13 protein-coding genes are annotated in these 25,062 nt (G+C 36.1%); 1 reads left to right on the forward strand and 12 read right to left on the reverse strand.

Annotated elements, in window-relative coordinates:
* Positions 1-156: 156 nt before the first annotated feature.
* From PQ463_RS16900 to PQ463_RS16955, 12 genes are all read right to left on the reverse strand, one after another.
* A complete protein-coding gene (locus PQ463_RS16900) occupies positions 157-2,553 on the reverse strand; it encodes a glycoside hydrolase family 95 protein (protein ID WP_274254671.1) in 2,397 nt (798 codons plus the stop codon).
* A gap of 265 nt (positions 2,554-2,818) precedes the next feature.
* Positions 2,819-4,765 (reverse strand): sialate O-acetylesterase, encoded by a 1,947-nt coding sequence (locus PQ463_RS16905; RefSeq protein ID WP_274254672.1) that lies wholly within the window; start codon positions 4,763-4,765, stop codon positions 2,819-2,821.
* A gap of 114 nt (positions 4,766-4,879) precedes the next feature.
* Complete coding sequence (locus PQ463_RS16910) at positions 4,880-6,370, reverse strand: cellulase family glycosylhydrolase (RefSeq protein WP_274254673.1); 1,491 nt, start codon at positions 6,368-6,370, stop codon at positions 4,880-4,882.
* A gap of 95 nt (positions 6,371-6,465) precedes the next feature.
* Positions 6,466-8,703 (reverse strand): glycoside hydrolase family 3 C-terminal domain-containing protein, encoded by a 2,238-nt coding sequence (locus PQ463_RS16915; protein WP_274254674.1) that lies wholly within the window; start codon positions 8,701-8,703, stop codon positions 6,466-6,468.
* A 103-nt stretch (positions 8,704-8,806) separates the two neighbouring features.
* A complete protein-coding gene (locus PQ463_RS16920; protein WP_274254675.1) occupies positions 8,807-10,363 on the reverse strand; it encodes a GH39 family glycosyl hydrolase in 1,557 nt (518 codons plus the stop codon).
* Between the two features lie 242 nt (positions 10,364-10,605).
* Complete coding sequence (locus PQ463_RS16925; protein WP_274254676.1) at positions 10,606-12,612, reverse strand: glycoside hydrolase family 97 protein; 2,007 nt, start codon at positions 12,610-12,612, stop codon at positions 10,606-10,608.
* A gap of 283 nt (positions 12,613-12,895) precedes the next feature.
* Positions 12,896-15,295, reverse strand: a complete 2,400-nt coding sequence (locus tag PQ463_RS16930; RefSeq protein ID WP_274254677.1) for a glycoside hydrolase family 31 protein — start codon at positions 15,293-15,295, stop codon at positions 12,896-12,898.
* A 195-nt stretch (positions 15,296-15,490) separates the two neighbouring features.
* On the reverse strand, positions 15,491-17,980 hold the full coding sequence (locus tag PQ463_RS16935) for a glycoside hydrolase family 2 TIM barrel-domain containing protein (RefSeq protein ID WP_274254678.1): 2,490 nt from the start codon (positions 17,978-17,980) through the stop codon (positions 15,491-15,493).
* Between the two features lie 138 nt (positions 17,981-18,118).
* Positions 18,119-18,973, reverse strand: coding sequence for a hypothetical protein (locus tag PQ463_RS16940; protein WP_274254680.1), 855 nt, complete (start codon positions 18,971-18,973; stop codon positions 18,119-18,121).
* Positions 18,974-18,990: 17 nt separating this feature from the next.
* Positions 18,991-20,571 (reverse strand): RagB/SusD family nutrient uptake outer membrane protein, encoded by a 1,581-nt coding sequence (locus tag PQ463_RS16945; protein ID WP_274254682.1) that lies wholly within the window; start codon positions 20,569-20,571, stop codon positions 18,991-18,993.
* A 12-nt stretch (positions 20,572-20,583) separates the two neighbouring features.
* Positions 20,584-23,673, reverse strand: coding sequence for a SusC/RagA family TonB-linked outer membrane protein (locus PQ463_RS16950; protein ID WP_274254683.1), 3,090 nt, complete (start codon positions 23,671-23,673; stop codon positions 20,584-20,586).
* 44 nt (positions 23,674-23,717) lie between these two features.
* On the reverse strand, positions 23,718-23,885 hold the full coding sequence (locus PQ463_RS16955) for a hypothetical protein (protein WP_274254684.1): 168 nt from the start codon (positions 23,883-23,885) through the stop codon (positions 23,718-23,720).
* Between the two features lie 427 nt (positions 23,886-24,312).
* Between PQ463_RS16955 and PQ463_RS16960 the strand changes: the two genes are divergently transcribed.
* Entirely contained in the window at positions 24,313-25,029 is a 717-nt protein-coding gene (locus PQ463_RS16960) for an NUDIX hydrolase (RefSeq protein ID WP_274254685.1), read from the forward strand.
* Positions 25,030-25,062: the final 33 nt, after the last annotated feature.

A 25,062-nucleotide genomic window follows, 5' to 3' on the forward strand; every position in this document is an offset into this window, starting at 1 on the left:
GCTTTAGCTGGGGGATATATTTGAACTATTAAGAAAGGGCTTTAGCCAAACAGCGATTGTTTGGCTAAAGCCCTTTCCTTATTCCTTTATTTTCATCCAGCTAAAGCTGGACGCAAATCATTTCTAAAATTTGAATATGCTGTTAGGCTTCTATATTTACCAATTGATTTCTTTTTTATCTCCTTTCTTTAAAACAATTTCTTGTTTTTTATCTCCATAAATCAAAGTTGTTTTTCCTCCATTTTTAGAAGAAATAATTACTCTTTGTATTTTTCTATCACTCCAATTCATTTCAATTTCAAATCCGCCTCTTGCGCAGATGCCGCTCACAGAACCTTCTGCCCAAGCGTCTGGCAAAGCAGGTAGTAATCGAATTTCATTTTCGTCTGATTGCACTAACATTTCAGCAACAGCAGCGGCACCCCCAAAATTACCATCAATTTGAAATGGCGGATGCGCATCAAATAAATTCGGATACGTTCCTCCTCCTCTTCTTGGTTTTTCTGTTTTCTTTCCGTCAGGATCTACGTAGCGTAATAATTCTCGATACATTTTATACGCACGATTTCCGTCCCAAAGTCTTGCCCAAAGATTAATTCTCCAACCTTTTGACCAGCCTGTGGTTTCGTCTCCTTTTATTTCTAATGTTTTCTTTGAAGCTTCGGCTAAATCAGGAGTTTTCAAAGGTGTAATATGATCGCCAGGGAAAAGTCCGAATAAGTGTGATTGATGACGATGTTTTGGTTCATCATCATCCCAATCAAAATACCATTCCTGTAGATTTCCTTTTTTTCCAATTTGATACGGATGCAGTTTTGAAAGTGCTGTTTCTAGTTTTTTTCTAAAATCGGCATCCGTATTTAATACTTTTGAAGCTTTTATGGTTTTATCAAAACATTCGCGAATCATGGCTAAATCTGCAGTTCCTCCGTATAATGTTGCTCCAACAAAACCATCTGCCAATTTATATTGATTTTCTGGTGAAGTTGAAGGCGATGTAATTAAGTTTCCGTTTTTATCGGTAACCAACCAACCTAAACAAAATTCAGCTGCACCTTTCATTAACGGATATCCTTCTTTTTTCAAATACCCTAAATCTTGTGTAAAAGTATAATGTTCCCAAATATGAGTGCTCAACCACGCTTGCGCCATTGGCCAGCATGCCCACATTGGATCTTCTTTTCCGAACTGTCCCACCGGATTGGTCATGGCCCAAATATCTGAATTGTGCGCCGCAGCCCAGCCTTTATCTACTCCATAAAAAGTCTTCGCTGTAACTTTTCCTGTTACCGAAAGATTTTTAATAAAGCTCAAAAGTGACGAATGCATTTCAGAAAGATTGGTATTTTCTGCCAGCCAGTAATTTTCTTCCAAATTGATATTCATCGTATAATTACTGCTCCAAGGCGGATTCACATACGGATTCCAAAGTCCTTGCAAATTGGCTGGAACTCCCAAAGTTCTTGACGAACTTATTAATAAATAACGTCCGAAATTGAAATATAGAATTTCTAGGTTTTTATCTTCTTTTCCGTCTGCATAACGTAATAAACGTTCGTCGGTCGGTAAATCTGGAGCGGTTGTTTTTCCTAAATCTAAATTGACGCGATTGAAGAATTTTTGATAATCGGCAATATGAGATTCTTTTAATTTATCGAATGGTGTTGCATAAGTTTTAGTAAGATTATGGGCTGCAATTGCTACATCATCTAAACCTTCCGATGCTGGGTTTTTGTCAAAACCGTTAAAACTTGTTGCGACAGAAACGTAAATAATCGCTTCGGTTGCGTCTTTTAAAGTCAACGTTTCTCTAGAGCTTGTAACCGTTCCGTCTGTTTTTTTAATTTGGACTAAACCTGTAAATCGTGTTCCTCTATCTTTTAAGCTCAAATATTTTTGAGGTACATTATATCCCGCGTTTTCATGAATTGGTGCAGAACCTGTTAAAACCAAAATATTATTTCTTACCTCAACATTTGATTTTAAAAGGCTTTTCAGATTGATATCAAAATTTAAAGCTCCTTTTTGATCGGCAGTCAATTTGATAATCATAACTTTATCTGGAGCCGACACAAAATATTCACGCGTATATTTTATGCCCGCCATTTCGTAACTTACTTTCGAAATGGCGTTCGAAAGATCCAGTTCTCTATGATAATTTACTGCTTTGCCTTTTTCAGAATTATTGATTTCTAATGTTCCTAAAGGCGCATACGATTCGGAATTTTTTCCTTGAACTTTTTTATTGAGTTCTTCTGCCAGTTTGTAATTTTCCTTTTGTAAAGCTTCACGAATTGCTGGAATGTTTTTATACGCTTCCGGACTCATATTGGCATTTACGGGTTCGCCCGACCAAAGTGTAATGTCATTCAGATAAATTTTATCTGAATTGGCTCCTCCAAAAACGGTTGCTCCCATTTTTCCGTTTCCTAAAACTAAGCTTTCTTCAAAGAATTCTGCGGGCTGTTTGTACCATAAAACATTTTTGGATTGCGCCGAAATGTTCGTGTAGTAAGATGTGAGAAGTAAAATGAAAAATGTTTTTTTAATCATATTTGGTTATATTATCCTAACAGGTTTTCAAAACCTGTTAGGTATTTATTTTTTATCTAAACTAATAAAAAAACTATTTGACACCTAACAGGTTTTGAAAACCTGTTAGGATAAAAAACATCAATGAGATTTATAGCCATTTTATGCGCGTGAGGGATAGGAGCAAGCTACCGAAGTAGCGCGGATAGCCCGACCCCGATAAGATAAGTGGGCGAATACAGATAAAGTATGTTTGCCCACTTATCTTATCGGGGTCACGCCCAAACTATTTACTCACTTTATATTTCTCATTCGCCGTTAGCATTTCCCAATTATCAGTTCTAAATGGCGATGCAGGAAATTTTTCTTTATTGAAAAGATTAATTGCCGTATCGTCGTCTGCCCACCCGTAATGAACTGCTACGGGATTTTGAACTTTATCACTTGAAACGATTATTTTATTGTCTTTAATTATCGCTTTCGCGGAATGAAAAACTTTGTCTGCACCCGCAATTTCGAAACCTTTTAATTCCTCATTATTTGGCGTTGATAATCCGCTGCCGACGTTATCGAAAGTAAGAATAATTTCGTTTCCTTTCATTGTTTGAGATTTATAAGTTGGGCCGCTGTGAACTTGTTTTTTGCCGTAAAGGTTATTCATTGCAATCGCTGCCAAGCGCAAACCAATGTCTTGTTTATTGGTTGGGTGAATGTCTTTTGCGTTTCCGATATCCGTTGTAACCGCCATTCCCGTGTTTGGCAATTTTAAAGTTTCCGATTGTGCTTCACGAAGTTCTGCCCAACGGCTTCCTTTTTGACTGTTTCCTCCAAATTCATCAAAAGTGGATAATTGAACGAAATAAAAAGGGAAATTTCCTTGTTTGAATTTCGTTCTCCAGTCATTAATCATTAACGGAAATGACTTTTTGTATTCTGCTGCTCTCCAAACATTTGCTTCTCCCTGATACCATAAAACGCCTTGCATCGCATAAGGAACCAACGGATTTACCATAGCATTGTACAATAATGACGGATAACTGTTTGGTGAAACTTCGATTCTCACTTTTACTACGTTGAATTTCCAAAGTCCTTCTAACGGAAGACTCGAATCTTTAAAGTCGATTTTTAAATCTTGCGGATCGCCGTAAATTCCACCACCGCCGCTGTAATCTGTAATTCTAACCGCGATTACGTTTGTTCCTTCTTTTAGAACATTTGCCGGAATTTTGTAGACTCTTTTGGCATCCCAAAGATTGTTTGTTCCAATTTCTACTCCGTTTACAAAGGTTTTGTCTTCGTCATCTACTTTTGCTAGATGTAAAACGGCTTCTTTTTTGGCTTGTTCTGCTGTTAAAACAACGGTTTTTCGCATCCAGACAATTCCGTCGATATTGCCAATCTGCTGATTTTCCCAAAGCGATGGCACTTTTATTTCTGGCCAGTTTTTGTCTTGGAAATTTGGGTTTTTAAATTGTTCTTCGTTTTCCATCGAAACATCAAAACCTTGCACTTTTTTCAGATTATCTAAAACCGATTTTTTATAGGTTTCAAAAATAGCATTGATATCTACGGTTGGAACATCGGCAATCATGGCTTTAAAATCGGGGCTGTTTTCGAAAGCTTCGCGGCTTGTCCAAGTCTCAACATTGGTTCCGCCCCAAGAAGTATTGATGATTCCAATTGGGATTTTTAATTCTGAATAAAGTTTTCTAGCAAAGTAATATCCAACCGCTGTAAAATTGCCTACATTTTCTTTGTTAGCTTCTTCCCATTTACCTTGTTTTAAATCATCTTTTGGAGTACCGCTTAAATCTTGGGCAACACCAAAATGACGAATCATTGGATAATCTGCACTGCTGATTTCTTTTTCTGAATTCATGGTTTTGAAAACCTGAAATTCCATATTCGATTGTCCGCTGCAAATCCAAACTTCACCAACCAAAACATTTTTGATCGTGATTTTATTTTTTCCAATAATGATCAATTCGAATGGTCCGCCGGCTTTTTCAGCATTCAAATTTACCGTCCACTTTCCGTTTTTATCGGCTGTTGTTTTCTTGATTTGCTTATTGAAATGAATTTCTACGCTTTCATTCGCATCAGCAAAACCCCAAATCGGAATTTGCTTGTCTCTTTGGAGCACCATTCCGTCAGAGAATATTAAAGGCATTCTTACGTTAGCGCTAGATATTACACTAAATATCAATAAAATAAAAACTATTGATTTTTTCATTTTTTCTAATTTAAATATTTTGAAACCATATAAGTGATATAAGTAAATATAAATTCTTAAAACAGATTAAACTTAAATTATCTTATATCACTTATATGGTTTAACTACATTTTTTTACTTTAATCCGTCTATTAAAGCGTTTAAAGCTTGTGTGTCGAAGACTGTATTATTGCTTCTGTTCATGATTCCGAAACCGTTGTTTCCTAGGCTTCCTTCGTCCCAATAAAAAGGTAATAATCCGTTTGCTTTTGCTGTTTTGACTACCGTTTTTAAATAATACGCTCTTGAGTTTAAATGCAAAGCCAGCGCATCTCCAGTTAAAGTGGTTCTTCGGATGGCTCCAAATTCTCCCAATAAAACCGGAATTCCTTTGTCAACAAATTGGGTTTTCATCAATTTGAAATTCTTTTCTAAATCGGCTTCTTCTCCCCAAGTTGCATTTCGTTCTGTATCTGTTGTAGAATGAAATCCTGTTCCCCAATAATAGAACATTTTACCCCAAGTTTCGTCTTTGGTTAAACCAGCAAAATTCCATGGAGAATAATAATGTACTTCTACCATCATTCTACCTGTAACCTTATCTACTGGCAATGTAGTCATTAATTTATTTGTTTTTTCAATATCTGTTGTTGGACCTTGTACAACTAAAACACGGGTTGCGTTTTTTCCTCCTGTAGAACGAACGGCATCGATAAAAGTCTGATGATACGAAGTTAAAACTGCCATTTGCGCTGCATCTTCAACCGCTGGTTCGTTGGCACTTGCGAAAAGCAAATGTTCGTCGAAACCTCTTAAATGTGTTGCGATTTGTTCCCAAAAAGCTTTTTGTTTGGCGTTGTTTTCTACTTTTTTAGCTTCGGTAATATTATTCTCTAGCCACCCGCCGTCCCAGTGAATGTTTACTACAACATACATATCGTTATCAACACAATATTGCACGACTTCTTTCACTCGGTTTAACCAATCAGTTTTAATTTTTGCTGTTGCTGTATTTTCTAAATTTTGATTCCAAGAACACGGAATTCTAATGGCATTGAAACCATTTGCTTTTACAGCATCAATTAATGCTTTGGTTACTTTTGGATTTCCCCAAGCGGTTTCGCCTCCGGTTGCTTCTAATGTATTTCCGATATTCCAGCCTAATTTGATTTTTGCTGCCAATTCAACAGCAGAACTTCCCATTCCACTTGCATCAGCCGCAATCGGATTGGTATTATAACTCGGATATAAACTTCCTGCAGCTTGAGAAACTGAAATTGTTGTGGATGGCACTTCACTGCCCGTTAAAGTAATCACCGCATTTCGCAGCGCCGTAGTGGTGTTTTCTAAAGCTGTAATTTTTATGATTGTACTTCCCGAAGTTCCAGCAGTCGAACTTAGCTTTATCCAGCTCACAGAATTACTCAATGTCCAAGCAACTCCATTGGAATTAACCGTTACTTCAATTGTATTTTCTTTACTTTCAAAATCGATCTTATTGGTACTCGCAGAAAGCATTTTTATACTTACCGGAGTTTCTTCTTTGTCTGAACTGCAGGCTGAAACTCCTAGGAAAACAAAACATAAAATAAAGCTCAAGACATAATCTTTGATTGTTTGTTTCATTTGGTTTGGTTTAAGTTAAGTGTAAGTTTTTAAAACCAACGCCAGCTTTTTATGGGCTGGCGTTGAGAGTTTGGTTATTTTATAGCAATAACAATTTATTTAACTGTTACCTGAATTTCTTTTTTAATATCTCTTGAAGAAGTTCCTAACTTAATAGTATATTTTCCAGGTTCAACTGTCCATTTTTTGGCAGCAACATCGTAGTAAGCCAGTTCTTTAACAGGAACTTTAATGATTACTTTTTCTGAACTTCCAGTTTTAACAGCAACTTTTTTGAAACCTTTTAATTCTTGTGCTGCACGTGTAATTTTAGAATCAGATTTTGAAGTATATAATTGAACTACTTCTTTTCCGTCTACTTTTCCAGTGTTTTTAACGTCAACAGTAACTTCGATTACCTCATTTTGAGCGTAAGAAGTTTTGTCTGTTTTGGCATTATCAAGTGCGAAAGTCGTGTATGATAATCCGTAACCGAAAGGATATAATGGTGCTACGTTTTTAGTATCAAACCAACGGTATCCAATTAAAAGTCCTTCTGCGTAATTTACTGTTTTGTCTCCCGGGAAACTGTTTGTCGCATGTGCAGGAGAATCTTTTATAGCAACCGGCATTGTCCAAGGTAATTTTCCTGACGGATTTACTTTTCCTAAAATCACATCAGCCAAAGCATTTCCTCCTTCTGATCCATTAAACCAAGACCAAACTACAACTTGCGATTTTTTGCTTATTTCATTAATATCAAATGGAGCACCAGCAACAAAAACTACAATTGTTTTTGGATTTACAGCCAACACTTTTTTGATTAATTCTTCTTGTCCAAAAGGCAAGTGTAAATCTCTACGATCTGAAGCTTCAGTTTCGTAATCACGGTTTGAACCTGCAAAAATAATCGCAACATCTGAGTTTTTAGCTGCATCAACTGCTTCTTTAACTTTTGCATCGTCTAATTTGTCGATTGTAACAGGACCATTAGCCGTAATATTTCCTAAGTTTCCTTTGTTTTTCTCATCGTAACGCTCTAAATATCCTTCTGCATAATTGATTTTAACTGATGAAGGCAATCTATTTTTAAGACCTTCAAGAGGCGTAACTTCTCTTTTTGTTTTAACTCCCGCTCCAAATCCGCCAAGAGCATTTTTCTTTGTTGCGTTGTTTCCAATTACAGCGATAGATTTTACTCCGTCCACTTTTAGCGGAAGCGCATTATTTTCGTTTTTCAACAATACAATCGCTTCTGCTGCAATTTTGTAAGCGTCTTGGTAATGTGCTTCAGTTGCGATGCTTCCTTTGGCACGCTCGCCGCCGCCCATTGCTTTTACTTGGAATAAAACTCTTAAAATACGTTTTACGTGAAGATCAATTTCTTTCTCAGAAACTTCTCCCGATTTAACTGCAGCGATTAATTTATCGGCTAAGAAAAATTCATTGAAAGGTTTTGGTGTTCCCATTTCAATATCTAAACCGCTTTTCAAAGATTTTGCTGTAGAATGTACGGCAGCCCAATCTGAAACCACAACACCTTTAAATCCCCATTCGTCACGAAGGATTTTATTCAGCATATAATCGTTCTCGCATAAATATTCTCCTCTGAATTTATTGTAAGCACCCATTATGCTATAGGCTTTTGCTTCTTTTACCGAAGCTTCGAAAGCAGGAAGATAAATTTCACGAAGTGTACGTTCATCAATTTGTACATCTACAAAATCACGATTCGTTTCCTGATTGTTTGCTGCGTAGTGTTTTACACATGCCATTACATCTTTTTCTTGTAAACCAACAATCAAAGGCACGGCAATTTTTTTATTCAAAAACGGATCTTCAGACATGTATTCGTAAGTTCTTCCTCCAAGCGGTGTTCTCACCATATTAATAGCAGGCGAAAGTAACATGTCTTTGTCTCTTGCTCGTAATTCTTCTCCTAAACTGGTTCCAAAAGTATGTGCCATTTCAGCATTCCAAGTTGCTGCCAAAGCGCCTCCTGCTGGATAGTACGTTGCAAAATCGTTTGTCCAACCAGCCGGAGCCCAATTGTCTCTTGAGATTTCCTCGCGAACTCCCAACGGACCATCGGCCATTTTTAATTCTGGAATTCCTAAACGTTTTACGCCTGCGTTTGCAAACATACTGTTCCCGTGAAGCATTCCGATTTTTTCTTCTAATGTCATTTGCGAAATCAGTTTGTCGATTTCGGCATCATGATCTGTGCTTATTTCTTTTCCGACGTATTCTTCGGTCTGCGTAGAATTTGAAGCTGTTGTCTGGGCATCGTTTTTACATGAAGTAAAGAATGCAAAAACAAGAGCTGATGAAAGGAATATCATTTTGTTTTTCATAGATAGTTAGGTGTTTTTTGATTTAAAGATTTCTGATTCCTCACGCATCATCTTCAAATACCGTTAATACTATTTTTTATGTTTGTGGTTTTTTGTTTGTAGTTTATTGTTTAATCAGATTGAGAAAAAAAACATCATTTTCGTTGATTTTAAATTCTCTGCTGAAAGTTCCTTTTCCGTCAATTGTAATTTTTTCTGTCGAAATGGGTGCGCCGTTATTTTTCTCTTTTATCGAATTCACTTGCTGGCGTGTTAACTGACTAGGCTTATTCATCGCTAGATAATCCGCGTAAGCGTCATTCACTTTATAACCCACTTTATATATTTCTAAAAGATAATTTCCTTTCTGCATTCCATCAACTTCCACTTTCACTTTTCCTTTTTCTTTTGATGGCAGATCTTTTATATAATACGTTTGATTCAACTCTTTATCTCCTGGATGCGTATTCGTAAAATCCCATAATAAAACCTGAACATCTCCTTTTGCATTTTTAGAAGTCCAAGAAGCTTTATCCGAATTTTGAAGTTCTGTTTCTCCTAATTTATTCATGAAATAATAAGAGAAATAAGCTGGTTTTTTAATTCCCTGTGTATTCAATAATCCGAAACCGCCGTGAAATGGTGTAAATCTTGGGCCTGCTTCTTCAAAAATATCGGTAAAAACCCAATATGACATTGAGTTTGCCGCATTGCCAACTTGTTTTATTTTCTGCAAAATATAAGCTGCCGAATGATAACTGTCGTGAATTGGATCTGCTGGCGTGTACGATGTGCTCCATTCTGTATAATGCAATTCTAAATTCGATTTAGCCGATTCCGTAATCAATTTTCTTGAATTGATAATTTCACCACTTACACTCCATTCGTCCTGATTTAAAATTGTTCCCGAAGTTCCGAATTCGTCCAAATATCCGTGTTTTACTCCATAAGTATGTGTTGAAACAAAATCCATTGGAACGTTATTCTTCGCACAAAAATCAATCGTTTCAGCAACCCACGCAGAACCTGCCGTTGCTGGTCCGCCGACTTTGTAAGCTGGATTTACTGCTTTTACACCGCGAGCTGCATAATCGTATAATTTATAATATTCTTGTTGCGTGCTGCTCCAAAAACCTGGTGATAAATTCGGTTCGTTCCAAACTTCAAAATACCATGTTTTTACTTCTTCGTCTCCGTAACGTTCTTTAAAATGCTGGGTTAAGTTTTTAATTAAATCTTCCCATTTTTTATAATCTTTTGGAGGCGTTACATTTCCTTTCCACCAAAAAATCGTTTCTTTTCCGCTTGCTAAAGCATTCGGCATAAAACCTAATTCTACAAACGGTTTCATTTTCAGACTTACAATATAATCAAATAAAACGTCTACATATTGGTAATTGTATTCTGGATTTCCTTTTTCGTCTTCACGATAAACGGCCATATCATCAGACAATAAACCATGAAAACGGATGTATTTAAAATCGCATTCTTTTTTCACCAATGCCAATTGCTGCTGCCAATCTGCACGAAGACCTTCGTTTGCTCTTCCAGCGCCGATGCATTCTTTGAACATGGTGTTTAATTTTCCTGCTTCTTTTTTATAATCCACTTTTATCGTTCGGTTTTGTGCCATCAAATGGACTGAACTAAATAAAACTGCTACTATTAAAAGTTTTTTCATCTGGAAATGGTTTTGTTTATTTTTTGCCACTCCCGATAGCTATCGGGATAAAAGGATTCTAAAGGATTTTCTTCTTTTCTCTCGCTGATTAAGCTGATTTAAAAATTTAAAAAAATCTGCATGATCTGCTAAATCTGCGAGAGTAATAATCATTTTAATCCTTGTAATCTGTGGCTAAATAATTTGTTTTCAACTTTATGTTAGACGCAATGAATTGCGTCTCTACGGAAAATCTTTGTGGATTATAATTTCTTGAATCTCACTGCTCCACCGCCAGCTCCTCCTAATTTCAATTGTAATTTATCTGAAGCTTTCACTGTTTTCTTAGAAATTGCTACTGCTTCCGGATTATGCGTTTGATCTGTTCCTTCGGCATCAACATAAATCTGAGCTTCGTAAGTCGCACTTGGATCTAAGAATGATAATGAAACCTCAACATTTCTTGGTTTTTCATTTGTTAAAGTTCCTAGATACCAATCGGCACTATTTCTGTCTTTTCTTGCAGTTGTGATGTATTCACCAATTTTTCCTTCTAAGATTTTAGTGTCTTCCCAATCTGTTGGAACATCTTTTAAGAATTGCAACGCTGGTTTTCCTTCGTAATTTTCTGGAAGATCGGCTAACATCTGGATTGGAGAATAAATCGTAACATACAATGCCAATTGCTGTCCAACTGTTCCTTGAATTCTTTTTCCTGGATAACCTTGTTTTACCTCAACATCAAAAATTCCAGGTGTAAAATCCATTGGACCAGAAAGCAATCTTGTAAACGGAATAATACTTAAATGGTTTGGCGGATTTCCTTCACTCCAAGCATTATATTCTTGTCCGCGCGCTGCTTCTCTGGAAACCATGTTTGGATACGTTCTTCTTTCTCCAGTATCTTTTATTGATTCGTGGTATAAAACCGCTAAATCATATTGCGCCGCTTTTTCTAAAATGTATCTGAAATAATTTACTCCAAATTGTCCAAAGTGCATTTGTTTCATATTCAGTTTAGAACCTACGTGACCGATTTTTACGGTATGGATTCCAAGTTTTTTGTATAAAGCAAAACCTTCGTCAACTTCTTTTAAATAGTTGATTAAGTTTGAACCTGTTTCATGATATCCGATTAATTCGATGTTCTTTTTCTTTCCGTATTCCACTACTTTTTCTAAATCGAAATTGTCAGCACTTTTCGTGAAGCTAAACATGTGCATACGGTTTTCATACCAACCCGGTGTCCAACCTTTGTTCCAACCTTCTATTAATAAATGGTGGAAACCTTCTTTTGCTGTAAAGTCGATATATTCTTCGGCGTGTTTTGTAGTTGCACCTTGTTTGTCGCTTTCCCAGAAAGTATATTTCCCGATGTGCATTCCCCACCAGATTCCTAAATATTTGTATGGTTTGAAATAACTGTTTGTATTCTTTAATTTGTTTGGTTCGTTTAGGTTTAAAACCAAATAAGAAGTAATCAATTCTCCCGGATTTTCTCCAATTTGAAGCGTTCTCCAAGAAGAAGTGAACGAATCTTTTACACGAACTTTTACTCCGTCCGCCCACGGCACTAAATCTGATTTTAACTCTGTCCCTTTAGTGTTTACCAATGTCATACTTGCAAAATCGATCAAGTTTGCTTCGTGGAAACTTAACGCTAATCCGCTTTTGCTTTCAATTGTTAAGGGAGTCAAAACCGTATCCAAAGTACTCACTGGCGCATCTTTGAAAAGATATTCGTCACGGTTTTCTCTGTTTGCTGGAATCCACCATGCTTTTCCATCTTCTTTTAAGTTGAAAGTCGTTTTTTCATCCATGATGAAAATACTGTCTTTTACATTTTGTTTTGGATAAACATATCTAAAAGCCACTCCGTCATCGAAAGCACGAAACTGAATTTGTAATTTTCTTTTGTTTCCAGTTTTTTGCTGTAAATCAACTACCAATTGATTGTAGTGATTTCTAATATTTTTCTTTTCTCCCCAAACTTGTTCCCAAGTTTCATCAAACGTAGAAGTTTTTGCTCCTTTTATTTCAAAGTTTGAACTTAAGTCTTCGTTTCCTTTTAATACAAATCCCATATCTGACGGAGAAATTACTTCAGTTTTTCCGTGAGAAACGGCATATTTTGGAGCGTTTTTTACTAACTCAAATTTGATTGTATTCTTTCCATTTGGCGACGCCAGTTCGTAAGCGTTTTTCGTTTTTTGACTGTAGCCTATTGCTATAGAAAACAATGCGGCTGGGAGAATTAGATAGTTTTTCATGTTTTTTGGTATTATATTTTTTGCCTAAATGCTGGCTATATTTTTTAACACATAGAAACATAGTTTATTGGAATCTTTAAAAGAGGCGTTTCACTTGTTTAAATTCACATAGCTTTCTATGTGTGAGAAACTAGTTTCTTTCCAATTTCTTTTATTCAAAAACAAAAATCTATGTTTCTATGTGTTTAAAAAATTTTGTTTTTTTTCACCACAAATTCCGCAAATTATCACAAATTTAATTCTTGGAAATTCGTGCAATTCGTGGAATTCGTGTTTGCTTTTTTTATTTAATCCACTCGGTTTTAAAAGTGGTTTTTCCGTTTAACGGATTTGCTGCTAAGTCGAAATTGTTTCCGTTTTTGTTCACTTTTATTTCTTGAACCGCATCGCCTTCTGGTAAAAATACTTTGGCTGTAGCCGAAGTAGTTTTGTCGCTAGCAAAAACTTTTAATGTCAATTTGCTCCAATCCATATCTTTTGTAGACTGCGCTAAACCGATATGCGGAATTGCAGTTCCGTCTTTTACTAAAACTACGATTGGCACTTCGCCCGCTTTGATTTTATGCCAGCCCGATTGATATACTTTTTTAGTTTGATAATCAATCCAAGTTCCTTCTGGAAGATAAACGTCTCTTTCTTCAACTTCTTCAAAAAGCGGTGCAACCAACATACTTGATCCGAATAAATATTGATTATCCACTAACCAAGCTCCTGGATCGTTTGGATATTCTACAAAAAGAGCACGCATCATTGGTAATCCTTTTTGAGAACTTTCTTTTGCTTGAGCGTAGATATATGGCATTAACTCGTAACGCATATTATCTGCTTTTCTAAATCCTTCTAAGAATTCTTTGCTGTACAACCAAGGTTCACGAGGAGGTTCTCCATGGCTTCTTACGTGTGACGTGAACATTCCGAATGGTGTCCATCTTCTGTAAATATTCTCAGGCGATTTGGTTGCGAAACCTCCAACGTCATGACTCCAGAAACTGAATCCGCTAAGACCTAATGAAAGTCCACCACGTAATTCTGCCGACATTGCTCCGTTGGTAGTTTCAGAATCTCCTCCCCAATGTAACGGATATCGCTGAGAACCTGCCCAAGTACTTCTGGCCCAGATTAAAGTATATCCTTTTTCTTTCTGAGTAATTTCTGCAACTGCTTTGTTGTATCGTAATGGATATAAATTATGTTCGTAGAAACCTGTTCTACCAGAATGATAAATTCCTTCTGGCGGAGCGGCTTCTCCAAAATCTACTTTGAAAACTGCTACGCCTTCATCAAATAACTTTTTCAATTTTCCTTGGTACCAAGAAATTGTTTCTGGGTTTGAGAAATCTAAAACAGCATCTTCATACGGAAGATTTCCTTTTCTGTCTCTTACAGCCAAGTTTTTATCCATGATTTCTGGAAACAAAGTGTTCTTTGGCGTGAAATAAGGCAACTGCCATAAACAAACTTGGAAACCATCTTTCTTTAAATCAGACATCATTTTTGTAGCGTCTGGAAAACGAGATTTTGCAAACTCGTAGTTGTTTCTCCAATCTACATCAAACCAACCTGTATCGAAGTGAATTACATCGGTTGGGATTTTATATTTACGCAAATCTCTTGCCACCTCGCGCCCTTCTTTTTCAGAGAAATACGTAATACGGCTCATCCAGAAACCGAATGACCAAAGTGGTGGCATTGCAGCTTTTCCAGTCAAATTCGTATATTGATCCAAGATATCTTTTGGTTCTCCGATAAAGAAAAACAAATCGGCTTCGTCGTCTCCAATGTACATTTCGTTGGCACTTGAAAAGTATTTTCCGAAGTCAACTGTAATTGGTGTAGAGTGGTGCATGAAAACTCCGTAACCGCGGCTGCTCATGTAAAACGGAATCGGTTTGTACATTGTTTCATTTTGGATTCCGTTGGCGTCATCCGTCCATAAAACTACTTTTGAACCGCGTTTGTTGAATTGTGTGAATGATTCACCACAGCCAAATATTTTTTCGTCTGGTTCTAAACTGAAAGCCGCGCCCATACTTCTAGAATAGTCGCTATTTCTGCGAACATAAGAAAATGGAAGTGTTGGCGTATAGGTATTTTTAAAGTCAGTATCGTGAAGTGTGCTTGTCAGCAATTTTCCTTTTTCATCATAGATTTTTACGTGCCAAGGTTTTGTCAAAATTTCAACTCTTCCGTGTTTACTTGTATAACTGTGACCACCTTCGATTTTAGAATATTTCCATAATTCAGGATGATTTGGCGCAACGCCATCAACCAACATTAGAGATTCTTTTTGAGGATGAAATTGTGGTCCAGAAGTCGTTTTAATTCTAACTGTTCGATCTGAAACAAACTGAATTTCGAATGGCAAAACAGGAGATTCTGCGTATTCTGTTGTCGGGAATTCATTTGCTTTTTCTACATCTGGTTTCATCATCATATTGTTGAAAGCCTGACGAGTTTTATAATTGTATCTCAAATATTTGATGGTTCCTTTTCCTGTTGCAGGATCAAAAGAAGCCAATTCGTCTGCAAAATAAAAAGTGTTCAGATAGTTCTGAAAATCTTTGCTGATATCTATTGGTGCGTTCAGCACGTCTGCGTTCTGAATTTGAGCTGATACTTTTGGCATCAAAACAAATCCAAGCATAAAAGCTGAAAACAATGTGGTTAGTTGTCTGTTTTTCATGAGTAAGTTTTATTCTTTATATATCTTAAAATCTTTTAAACACATAGAGTCATAGCTCATCGGAGTCTTTAAAAAGGCGTTTCACTTGTTTAAATTCACATAGCTATGTGTTAGAAACTAGTTTCTTTTAATTTTCTTTTTCACAAACAAAAAATCTATGTTTCTATGTGTTTAAAATTTAACGTATTATAATCATTATTCAGCTGTAATTACAATTGTAGATTGTTTCAATCCATTCGCTTTAGCGGTCAATTCCAATCTTCCCGATTTATCTCCAGATTGTACAATCACCAAACATTTTCCAGCCAAAGCGGTATGTTTATTTCCTTTATACGATTCGTGGCTAACTGGATCTCCACTGCAAACACCTACGATTTTTCCATTTCCTTTTAAAGAGAAATTTATTTCGTTATTCGCATTTGGTGCAATCGTTCCTTTATCATCTAAAATATCAACTGTGATAAATGACAAATCGTTTTTGTCTGCTTTAATGGTACTTCTATCCGCAGTCAGTTTTAATTGAGAAGGATTTCCAGCTGTTTTAATTTCTTTTTCTAAAACTACTTTTCCGTCTTTACGAGAAACTGCTTTTAGAGTTCCTGCTTCAAAAGGAATTCTCCACATTACGTGTAAATCGTCTCCTTTTTTGCTTCTTTTTCCAACTGATTTTCCGTTTACGAAAAGCTCCACCTCATCAGCTTTATTGTAGTATGCCCAAACGTCAACCGTTTGTCCTGCTTTCCAATTCCAATGCGGAAAAATGTGAAGAACGGTTTTGTCTGTCCATTCGCTTTGGTACATATAATAGACGTCTTTCGGGAAACCGGCTAAATCAACAATTCCGAAATACGAACTTACCGATGGCCATTCGTACGGCGTTGGTTCTCCGATATAATCGAAACCTGTCCAAACGTACATGCCTGCTAAGAAATCATGTTTTTTAATGATTTTCCAAGTGGCTTCGTGCGTAGATCCCCATGGAGTTTGAACTTGATCGTAAGCTGAAACGGTATTTCCTGGATTTCCTTCTGTAAATTTAAGATCCCATCTTACTGGCCACTTTTTTATTGTGTCTGAAACGGCGTCATAATAACCTCTAGTCTGCAAACCTGAAGTCGTTTCCGTCGCGATAAAAGGTGTTTTTGGGAAGTTTTCCAAATGATGCTCAAAAGTTTGATGTGCATAATTGTATCCAATTAAATCTAAAACTCCAGATTTTGCAATGGCATTAAACTGAACATTCTTCTTTTCGAACTGTAAAGTCACTTCATCAATATTCATATTTACTGGCGGATTCATTCCTGCAGTCAATGGACGCGTTTTATCGTTTATACGAACAATTTCTGCCAATTCCTTTGCAATTTCAACTCCAGATTCGTTCCATTGTTCTGGAATTTCATTCCCAATACTCCACATAAAAATACTTGGATGGTTACGGTCACGTCGAAGTTGATCAGCTAAATCTATTCTGTGCCATTTATCCCAATCGTTTCCGTAATCGTATTTGGTTTTGTTTTGTTTCCACATATCAAAAGCTTCATCCATAACAATGAAACCCATTTTGTCGCAAAGTTCTAAAAGTTCTGGAGCGGGAGGATTGTGCGAAGTTCTGATTCCGTTTACGCCCATTTCTTTTAGAATTTCCAATTGGCGTTCAATCGCGCGCGTATTTATAGCAGCACCTAACGGCCCTAAATCATGATGCATGCAAACTCCTTTTATTTTGACTTGTTTTCCATTCAAAATAAAACCTTTGTTCAAATCAAATTTAAAATCTCTAATTCCGAAATTGGTTTTGTATTGATCGACGATTTTATCATCAACAGAAATTTCAGTAACTGCAGTGTAGAGTTCCGGTTTTTCAACTGACCATAAAATTGGCGATTCAATTTCAGCCTTTACATTTAACAATGTGCCACTTTTGGGAGTGAGAGTCATTTCTATAACACTAGCTGATCCTACTTTTTTATCTTCTTTATAAATAGTAGTTATTAATGTGAATTTCTTTGATTCTGAATGATCGTTTTGAATTCGATTTTCAATATTTATAGAAGCTTTTTCAACTGTAACTTTTGGAGTTGTAATATAAGTTCCCCAATGTTCTACATGCAATTTATCTGTAGTTTCGATCCAGACATTTCTAAAAATTCCTGAACCCGAATACCAGCGTGAATTAGGTTGTTTTGAATTGTCAACCTTAACAATTATTTCGTTGTTTTTGTCTCCGTAATTTAAATAAGGTGACATATCATATTGAAAACCAATGTATCCGTTTGGACGTTTTCCTAAGTAATGACCATTTACCCAAACTTCACTGTTTTTGTAAACGCCGTCAAAAGTGATTGAAGTTATTTTTGTGCTGTCTTCTGCAGCAACTTTAAATGTTTTTTTGTACCAGCCTAAACCTCCGTTAAGAGATCCTCCGCCATAACCGCCAGGGCTTTTTTCATCAAATTTTCCTTCGATGCTCCAATCGTGAGGAACGTCTAAAGTTCTCCATTTTGTTGAAGTTCCGATAGTATCTTTATCAACAATACTATCATTTAGATGAAAGCTCCAATCTGCATTAAAAGAAACTTTTCGGTTTACAAATGCATCTTCTTTTTTAGTGCAGGAATTCAGAAAAAAAACTCCAGCTGCAACTGCCCATAAACTTATATTTTTTATGTTTTTTCTAATATGCATAGGTACTTTTTATTTTTTTGGAATTTGAAGATAGAAATAAAAAACGGTTTCATTTATTTCCTCATAAAATAATTTAAGTCTCAGTCTTAAAGAACATTACGAAATGCTTTTAGGACTGAGACTTCAAAACTAACTAACTTACGATTTCGGCTTGTAGTGGAATACAATTAGACAAACTCCTTCACCAGTTCTACTTTGGTCACGCACTACTGCTAATCTTAAAGATGTCGCTGTAAGCTCAACCACTTTTACGCTGATCCAGTTGCTGCAGTCTCCATAATAGTCTCCACCGTAAAGCATTTGTACTCCACCGTTAAAAACCAATTTATTATTTGCAATATCAAATGAATAGGTTCCTTTTTTTGTTGTTTGATTGTTGTTTGCAATCGCTGTTTGAGTAACCGATGTATTGTAATTTCCATTTAAATCAAAATACATTTCTCCCCAGTTTTTATTAGCCATTACCCAAGAGTTGCTTGCGTAATCTGGCAGCCAGCTCCAGTAATCGCCAGATGTAGCTGGGTAGTCTAAACCAGCCCATCCAACTGGATCTGTAAAATCTAAAACCCAAGTTTTTCCGTCAACATCATTTGTAAGCATTTGCCATTTTGGATCTCTAAAATAAGTTTCGTCATTTTCGGCAACATTAACCACAACTGGAGCAGCTTCTACAGAACCTCCTCTTGTGTAAGCAGTGTAATAAATAGTATATTTTCCGGCAAAAGGAAGAATTACTTGATCGCTGCTTTTGTTAGAATGTCCTAATTCATTTCCTGCTGCATCTACATATTTCCAAAATGGAATAACAGTCGGGTCGTCACTTTTAAAATTTACAAGATTTTTGTTTGTAGCATCTTGCGTGATAGAAAACTTAAGTGTCTCTGGTGTCAAGGTAACTGCCGGAAGGCTTTCGCGATCCTCAATTGCCTCACAAGAAAATAACAGCGAACCAATTGTAACAGCTGCTATTAAAATATATAATATACGTTTCATAGTCATTTTGTTTTGAATTAATTCCAGCCTGGATTTTGAGTTATAGTACCATTTGAAAGAATGATTTGCGATTGCGGTAATGGCAACCAACCTTGAGTCTCTGTTCTAAAAGTAACTGCAAACTGAGAACCTCCAGCAGTGTTATCAATAGCTGCTTTCATTGCAGGCATTCCTTGTCTGATTAAGTCGAAGTAACGAAGTCCTTCAAGAGCCAATTCTAACTGACGCTCTTTCATGATGTTTTCGATACTAGCTGTTTTTCTGTGAGTAGTATTTTTAAAGGCACGATCACGTACTCTGTCAAAATCTGCTTGTGCTAAAGCTGGGTTAGAAGATAAATTCAACTCAGCAGCCATTAGCAATACATCAGAGAAACGAATAATAGCATAATCTTGGTAGTTGTCAATTTGGAAATTTCCTCCGTTTGCCTCTACAACAGCTGTTCCTGCCGCGTTAGTAATTGGACAATATTTTTTCCAAGAATATCCTGTATACTGGCGTTGTTCTCTAGCTTGTGCATCAAAATTTAAACCTTCGCCAGCATAGTCAATAAATGAAGCTGCTTTTCTAGTATCACCGGCTTCATATGCATTTACCAAAGCAGGATTAACTGTAGCTCCTCCCCATCCTGTTGCATATTTTCCAATTGAACCTCCACGTGGCGCAATGTTTACTTGGAAACGGTTTCCTTCGTGAAGATCCCAATTTCCTTTTCCTGAACCGTTAAAACGAACTGCCCAAACCATTTCTGTATTATCTTCTCCAGCAAAGTTTTCAAAAGAAGCTGCTAACCAAAGATTAGCAAAATCAGCCACTAAACCATGTCCACTATTGTTTACTGCATCATTAATATAAGCTGTTGCTTCTGTTTTAGAAACCACACCAGCTAAATCTGCTTTGCCATAAGTTCCTGTATAAAACAAGAATGTTCTAGCCAAATATGCTTCTGCAGCCCATTTTGTAATACGTCCGTAATTAGCATTTCCTGCTTGTGAATAGTTTTCTGGACCTAAATTATCTGCAGCAAATTTTAAATCTTTTGCAATTAAAGCATAAGTAATTTCTGGAGCTTGTCTTGGCAATTCAAATTCGCTTGTTGTTACAGTATGATCTAACGGAATAATATCTCCAAACATTTTAGCAGCTGTAAAATGGAAGTGCGCTCTTAAGAAACGTGCTTCAGCTTCGTAACGAGTTTTCAAAGCTGTATCAGAACCCCAGTTTACTTTATCTATATTTTCTAATAAAATATTAGCTCTGTAAATTCCTAAGTAAGCATTAGCCCAAACATCTTTGTTCATGTCTTTGTCTGAAACGTACAAGAAACGATCCCACTCAATATCCGTCTGAGCATCGGCAATACCATAACCTCCAAAACAATCATCAGAAGCTTGTTCACTAATTAATAAAGGTCCGCCGTAAGCCTCGCGCTGCAAAACATCGTAAACTGCTACAAGACCTTCAAAAGCATCAGAAGGTGTTTTATAAAAATTGTCAGTTACCTTATCTGTATATGGTTCGTTTTCCAAGAAATCCTGCGAGCAAGCACCTAAAGTAAGTAAGCTTGAAAGCGCAAATAATTTTATATATCTTTTCATGATTTTCAAATTTTAAAAGTTAACATTCAGACCCATTAAATAGGTTCTTGGCTGAGGATAATATCCAACATCAATTCCTTTAGCCCAAGACTGATTTACGTTTCCGAAACCAATTTCTGGATCCATTCCTTTGTATTTTGTGAATGTATAAAGGTTGTTTCCTGCAACATATAATCTGAATTTACTGAAGAAACTAAGTTTTGTTGTTAGCTTCGTTAAATCACATCCGATTGTAGCATTTTTAATTCTGAAGAAATCTGAATCCTGAATATATAAATCTGAGAATTTAGTGTAATTCCCGTTTGCATCAGTTCCGTAAGTTACTCTAGGAATTTTGTTAGAAGTTCCTTCAGTTGTCCATCTTCCTAACACTTCTGTAGTGTTGTTTGTGTAAGCACGAGTATAATCGTGAACTCCAAAAACGTTTTGTCCTCCTGCGATACCGTAAGTATTGATAGAGAAATCAAAAGCTTTGTATGATAATTCTAAATTAACACCATAGTTAATATCTGGGTTTGGATCTCCAATTTGTGTTTTATCGTTTGCATCGATTTTTCCGTCATTATTTAAGTCTACGAAACGAACGTCTCCTGGCTGTGCATTTGGCTGAACACCTGCTGCAACTTCAGTAGCATTTTGGAAAATTCCGTCTGTTTTTAATCCGTAGAAATAACCCATTGGTTTTCCAACCTCAACACGGTTCATCTCGTCTAAACCTTGGAACAATACGTTTGATTCTCCGTGAATGATTCCTTCGTTGTTAGCAATTTTCAACACTTCGTTTTGGTTACGAGAAAGGTTTGCATTGATGGCAAAATTCCAATCTTTTCCAAAACGCGTGCGGTAAGATAACCCAATTTCAAAACCTTTATTGCTTACGTCACCACCATTAATGTAAGGTGCAGTTGCTCCAGCATACGTTGGGATAGATGCCAATACTAACCAATCTTTGGTTTTCTTGTCATAGTAATCAAAAGTCAAAGTAAAGTTGGTAAACAAAGTAGCATCAAAACCTAAGTCTAACTGCTCAGAAGTTTCCCATTTTAAGTTACGGTTTGCTAATTGATCTGGGCTTGAACCTACTAAAAGAGTTTCGTCGCCAGTTCCGAAATGGTATGTTTTGTCTGTTGAGTTAACAGTTGACATATAAGCAAATCTTCTAGCAAATTGGTCATTACCATTTTGTCCCCAGCTTGCTCTTAATTTGAAAGTATTTAAAACTTTATTTTCCTTGAAGAAAGCTTCTTTATCTAAATTCCATCCTGCAGAGAACGATGGGAAAATAGCATATTTGTTATCTGGACCAAACTCTGATGAACCGTCACGACGAACTGTTGCAGAGAATAAGTATTTATTGTTGTAATCGTACAATAAACGTCCGAAGTAAGACTGGATTGAGTAATCTTTACGATTTCCTTTTACCACATTTGATGTCGGGTCTTTTGCGTTATCTAAATAAGCATGTTCGAAATCATCAAAAATTAAGTTTCTTCCTTGCCCTTCCATATAATCAGAAGTATTCTTTTTAGCAGAAGTACCCACTAATACATCAAAGTTATGAGCATCGGCGATGTTGAATTTATATTGAAGTGTATTCTCAAAAATCCATCCTAAAGATTTTGTTGCGCTTTGAGTTACGCTAGAAACTGTATTGTTATCATTTGAAGAAAGCGAATAAACTGGTCTGAAAGAACGGTAATTGCTATCTGTCATATCAACACCATAACTAGTTCTGAAAGTAAAGTTTTTTGCAAATTTTAATTCAGCAAAAATGTTACCTACATAACGATTTGTTTTTGTCTGATTGAAGTTGTTGTAATATAAAGATCCAACTGGATTGCTGATATCTTGAGAAATAATTGAATGTGCAAAATCTCCATTTTCGTCATACGCCTGATCGATTGGAGCCGCGTTTAAGAAACTTCTAATTGCGTTGCTGTAAATACCATCATCTGCAACACCGCTAGATTTGATGTTTGATAAAGTGAAGTTTTCACCAATTTTTAAATATCCTTTAATTACTTCTGAAGTAGAGTTTACTGTAAAAGTAACACGATCGTATTGAGATTGGTTTGTAGAACCTCCAATCATACCTTCTTGTCCGTAGTAAGATAAACCAGTTGCAATGGTAGATTTTTCGTCACCTCCAGTAATCAAAAGAGAGTGATTTTGTTTCATTGCACCTTCGTTGAATAAATCTTTTTGCCAGTCATGATCAGGAAATGAAGCAATTTGCTCTTTTGTATATAATGGTGCATATCCAGAATTTACACGAGCTTCGTTCATGATTGTAGTATATTCTTGTGTATTCATCAAATCCAGTTTTTTAGCAATCTGCTGAAAACCTGTATAAGAACTGAAAGACACATTCATTTTACCGTCTTTTCCTTTTTTTGTAGTAACCAAGATAACCCCATTTGCTGCTCTTGCTCCGTAGATAGAAGCTGCAGAAGCATCTTTCAAAACGTCAACCCTTTCAATAACAGATGGATCAAGATATCCGATTCCGTTATCAACCACTACACCATCAACCACATAAAGCGGATCACTGTTTCCTGCTGTACCTGCTCCACGAATATTTACCACCATATTCGCACCTGGCTGTCCAGAAGATGAAGTTACAGAAACCCCAGAAGCCTGACCTTGTAAAGCATTTACAACATCAAGACTCGCAACCTGCTGAATGTCTTTTCCAGACACCAAAGAAGTTGCCGCAGTATTTACTTTCTTCTTTTGAGTACCGTAACCGATTACTACAATTTCTTTAAGTTCTGCCGTTTCTGGCTGCAAAACCACGTTGACTACTTTTTGAGTTCCAACCGTAATATTTTGCGCCTTGAAACCTACAAAAGTGATTACCAAAACATCTCCTGTTTTAGCCTCAACTTTGTATTTTCCGTCAAAATCGGTAACAGTACTCGATTTTGTTCCCTGTACTTGTACAGTTGCACCTGGAACTCCAAATCCGTCTTCGGAAGAGGTAATTGTCCCACTTACAGTTTTAGATTCTTGAGCAAATCCAAACTGCATCATAAATACGCTAAGCAGCACCGCCATAAAATATGGAAGCTTTGTTGTTTTAATACAATTTTTGCTTTTCATAATAAGAATTGATTAAGTTTAAGTTATAGTTAGTGTTTCTTACCCTAAGAGAAATCTGGAAAACTTCCCAAGCAGGTCATGCCAAAAATGAGGGCCTGAATCTCATTTCCAACATTTAGTACTTGCTGACTATAAACAGGCGTTTTAAAAACAAGCATTTCTAAAACTTCAAAATCAATTCTTTTGGCAAAATTTGACGATGGTAATCTCATCAAAAAGCTATTTAAATCAATTTTTAGAAAAAACATTTGTGGTAAGTTTAAGTTAAGTGTAAGTTTGTTCTTTTTTTGCTTATGGTCAATTTGAATTTATCTTATGGTAAATTTGACTACAAGTGTAAAACAAATTTTCTATATTAACAAAATATTAGGGTTATTTTTTTTTGATTCTGATTAATCATAATCCATTTTTATTAATGTTGTAAAATCTGAAGCAGAATTGAAATAAAAAATATAGAAAAATCAAGGATTTATAAAATTGACAATCAGTCGTTTAAGAAATTATCTGAATTAAAGAGCTTTTCTTACTTATTTATAAAAGACTGATTATCAAATTTTTGTTTCGTTAAAAAAAATATAAGGCTTTCAAAAAGGCTAATAATCATTTTATTTATTTAATTTGTCAAAATTTATCTCATATATGGTTGAAAATGTAGACGACAAAACTGCCCAAAAAAACGAAAACAGCGCGATGAATGCCATCACGATTGACTGTGTTATTTTTGGTTTTGACAAAGGCAGTCTTGAGGTACTTTTGGTGCAGCACGCTGAAGGTATCAGTAAAGGAAAATGGGGACTTCCGGGTGGATGGATTTATAAAAAAGAAAGCACAGACAATGCGGCTCACCGCTTATTGAATGAGCTTACTGGTCTTGATAATATTTATTTGGAACAGCTGAAAGCATTTGGAGATCCAGATCGTTTTCCGCTTCGACGTGTTATCACAATCGGATATTATGCTCTTGTAAAAAGAGAAGATTATAACATTAAAGCAGGTTTTACAGCTTCAGATGCCCAATGGTATAAAATTGATAGTATTCCGAATTTGATTTATGACCATAATGAGATTTTAGAGTATAGCATCAAACATCTTAGAAATAAAGTTCGCCAAACACCAATCGGATTCAATCTACTTCCCGAAAAATTTACCTTATTGCAGTTAATGCAACTGTATGAAGAAATTTTAGGAATCGAAATGGACAAGCCCAACTTTAGAAGAAAAATTCTACACATGAAACTGCTGGTTGCTTTAGACGAAAAACAACAAGATGTATCGCACAGAGCGGCTCAACTATATAAATTTGATCCTGAAATCTATGAGAAATTAACTGAAAAAGGATTCAATTTTGAATTCTGATTTTCATTACACAACAATAACACGACAACAACA

The organism is Flavobacterium sp. KACC 22763 (genome assembly GCF_028736155.1).
Classification (GTDB): domain Bacteria; phylum Bacteroidota; class Bacteroidia; order Flavobacteriales; family Flavobacteriaceae; genus Flavobacterium.

Bases quoted from the DNA above. Each gene is read 5' to 3' on its own strand.
- PQ463_RS16955 (WP_274254684.1), bottom strand. From the start codon at position 23,885: ATGAGATTACCATCGTCAAATTTTGCCAAAAGAATTGATTTTGAAGTT.
- PQ463_RS16920 (WP_274254675.1), bottom strand. From the start codon at position 10,363: ATGAAAAAACTTTTAATAGTAGCAGTTTTATTTAGTTCAGTCCATTTG.
- PQ463_RS16930 (WP_274254677.1), bottom strand. From the start codon at position 15,295: ATGAAAAACAGACAACTAACCACATTGTTTTCAGCTTTTATGCTTGGA.
- PQ463_RS16905 (WP_274254672.1), bottom strand. From the start codon at position 4,765: ATGAAAAAATCAATAGTTTTTATTTTATTGATATTTAGTGTAATATCT.
- PQ463_RS16940 (WP_274254680.1), bottom strand. From the start codon at position 18,973: ATGAAACGTATATTATATATTTTAATAGCAGCTGTTACAATTGGTTCG.
- PQ463_RS16915 (WP_274254674.1), bottom strand. From the start codon at position 8,703: ATGAAAAACAAAATGATATTCCTTTCATCAGCTCTTGTTTTTGCATTC.
- PQ463_RS16950 (WP_274254683.1), bottom strand. From the start codon at position 23,673: ATGAAAAGCAAAAATTGTATTAAAACAACAAAGCTTCCATATTTTATG.
- PQ463_RS16960 (WP_274254685.1), top strand. From the start codon at position 24,313: ATGGTTGAAAATGTAGACGACAAAACTGCCCAAAAAAACGAAAACAGC.
- PQ463_RS16945 (WP_274254682.1), bottom strand. From the start codon at position 20,571: ATGAAAAGATATATAAAATTATTTGCGCTTTCAAGCTTACTTACTTTA.
- PQ463_RS16935 (WP_274254678.1), bottom strand. From the start codon at position 17,980: ATGCATATTAGAAAAAACATAAAAAATATAAGTTTATGGGCAGTTGCA.
- PQ463_RS16910 (WP_274254673.1), bottom strand. From the start codon at position 6,370: ATGAAACAAACAATCAAAGATTATGTCTTGAGCTTTATTTTATGTTTT.
- PQ463_RS16925 (WP_274254676.1), bottom strand. From the start codon at position 12,612: ATGAAAAACTATCTAATTCTCCCAGCCGCATTGTTTTCTATAGCAATA.
- PQ463_RS16900 (WP_274254671.1), bottom strand. From the start codon at position 2,553: ATGATTAAAAAAACATTTTTCATTTTACTTCTCACATCTTACTACACG.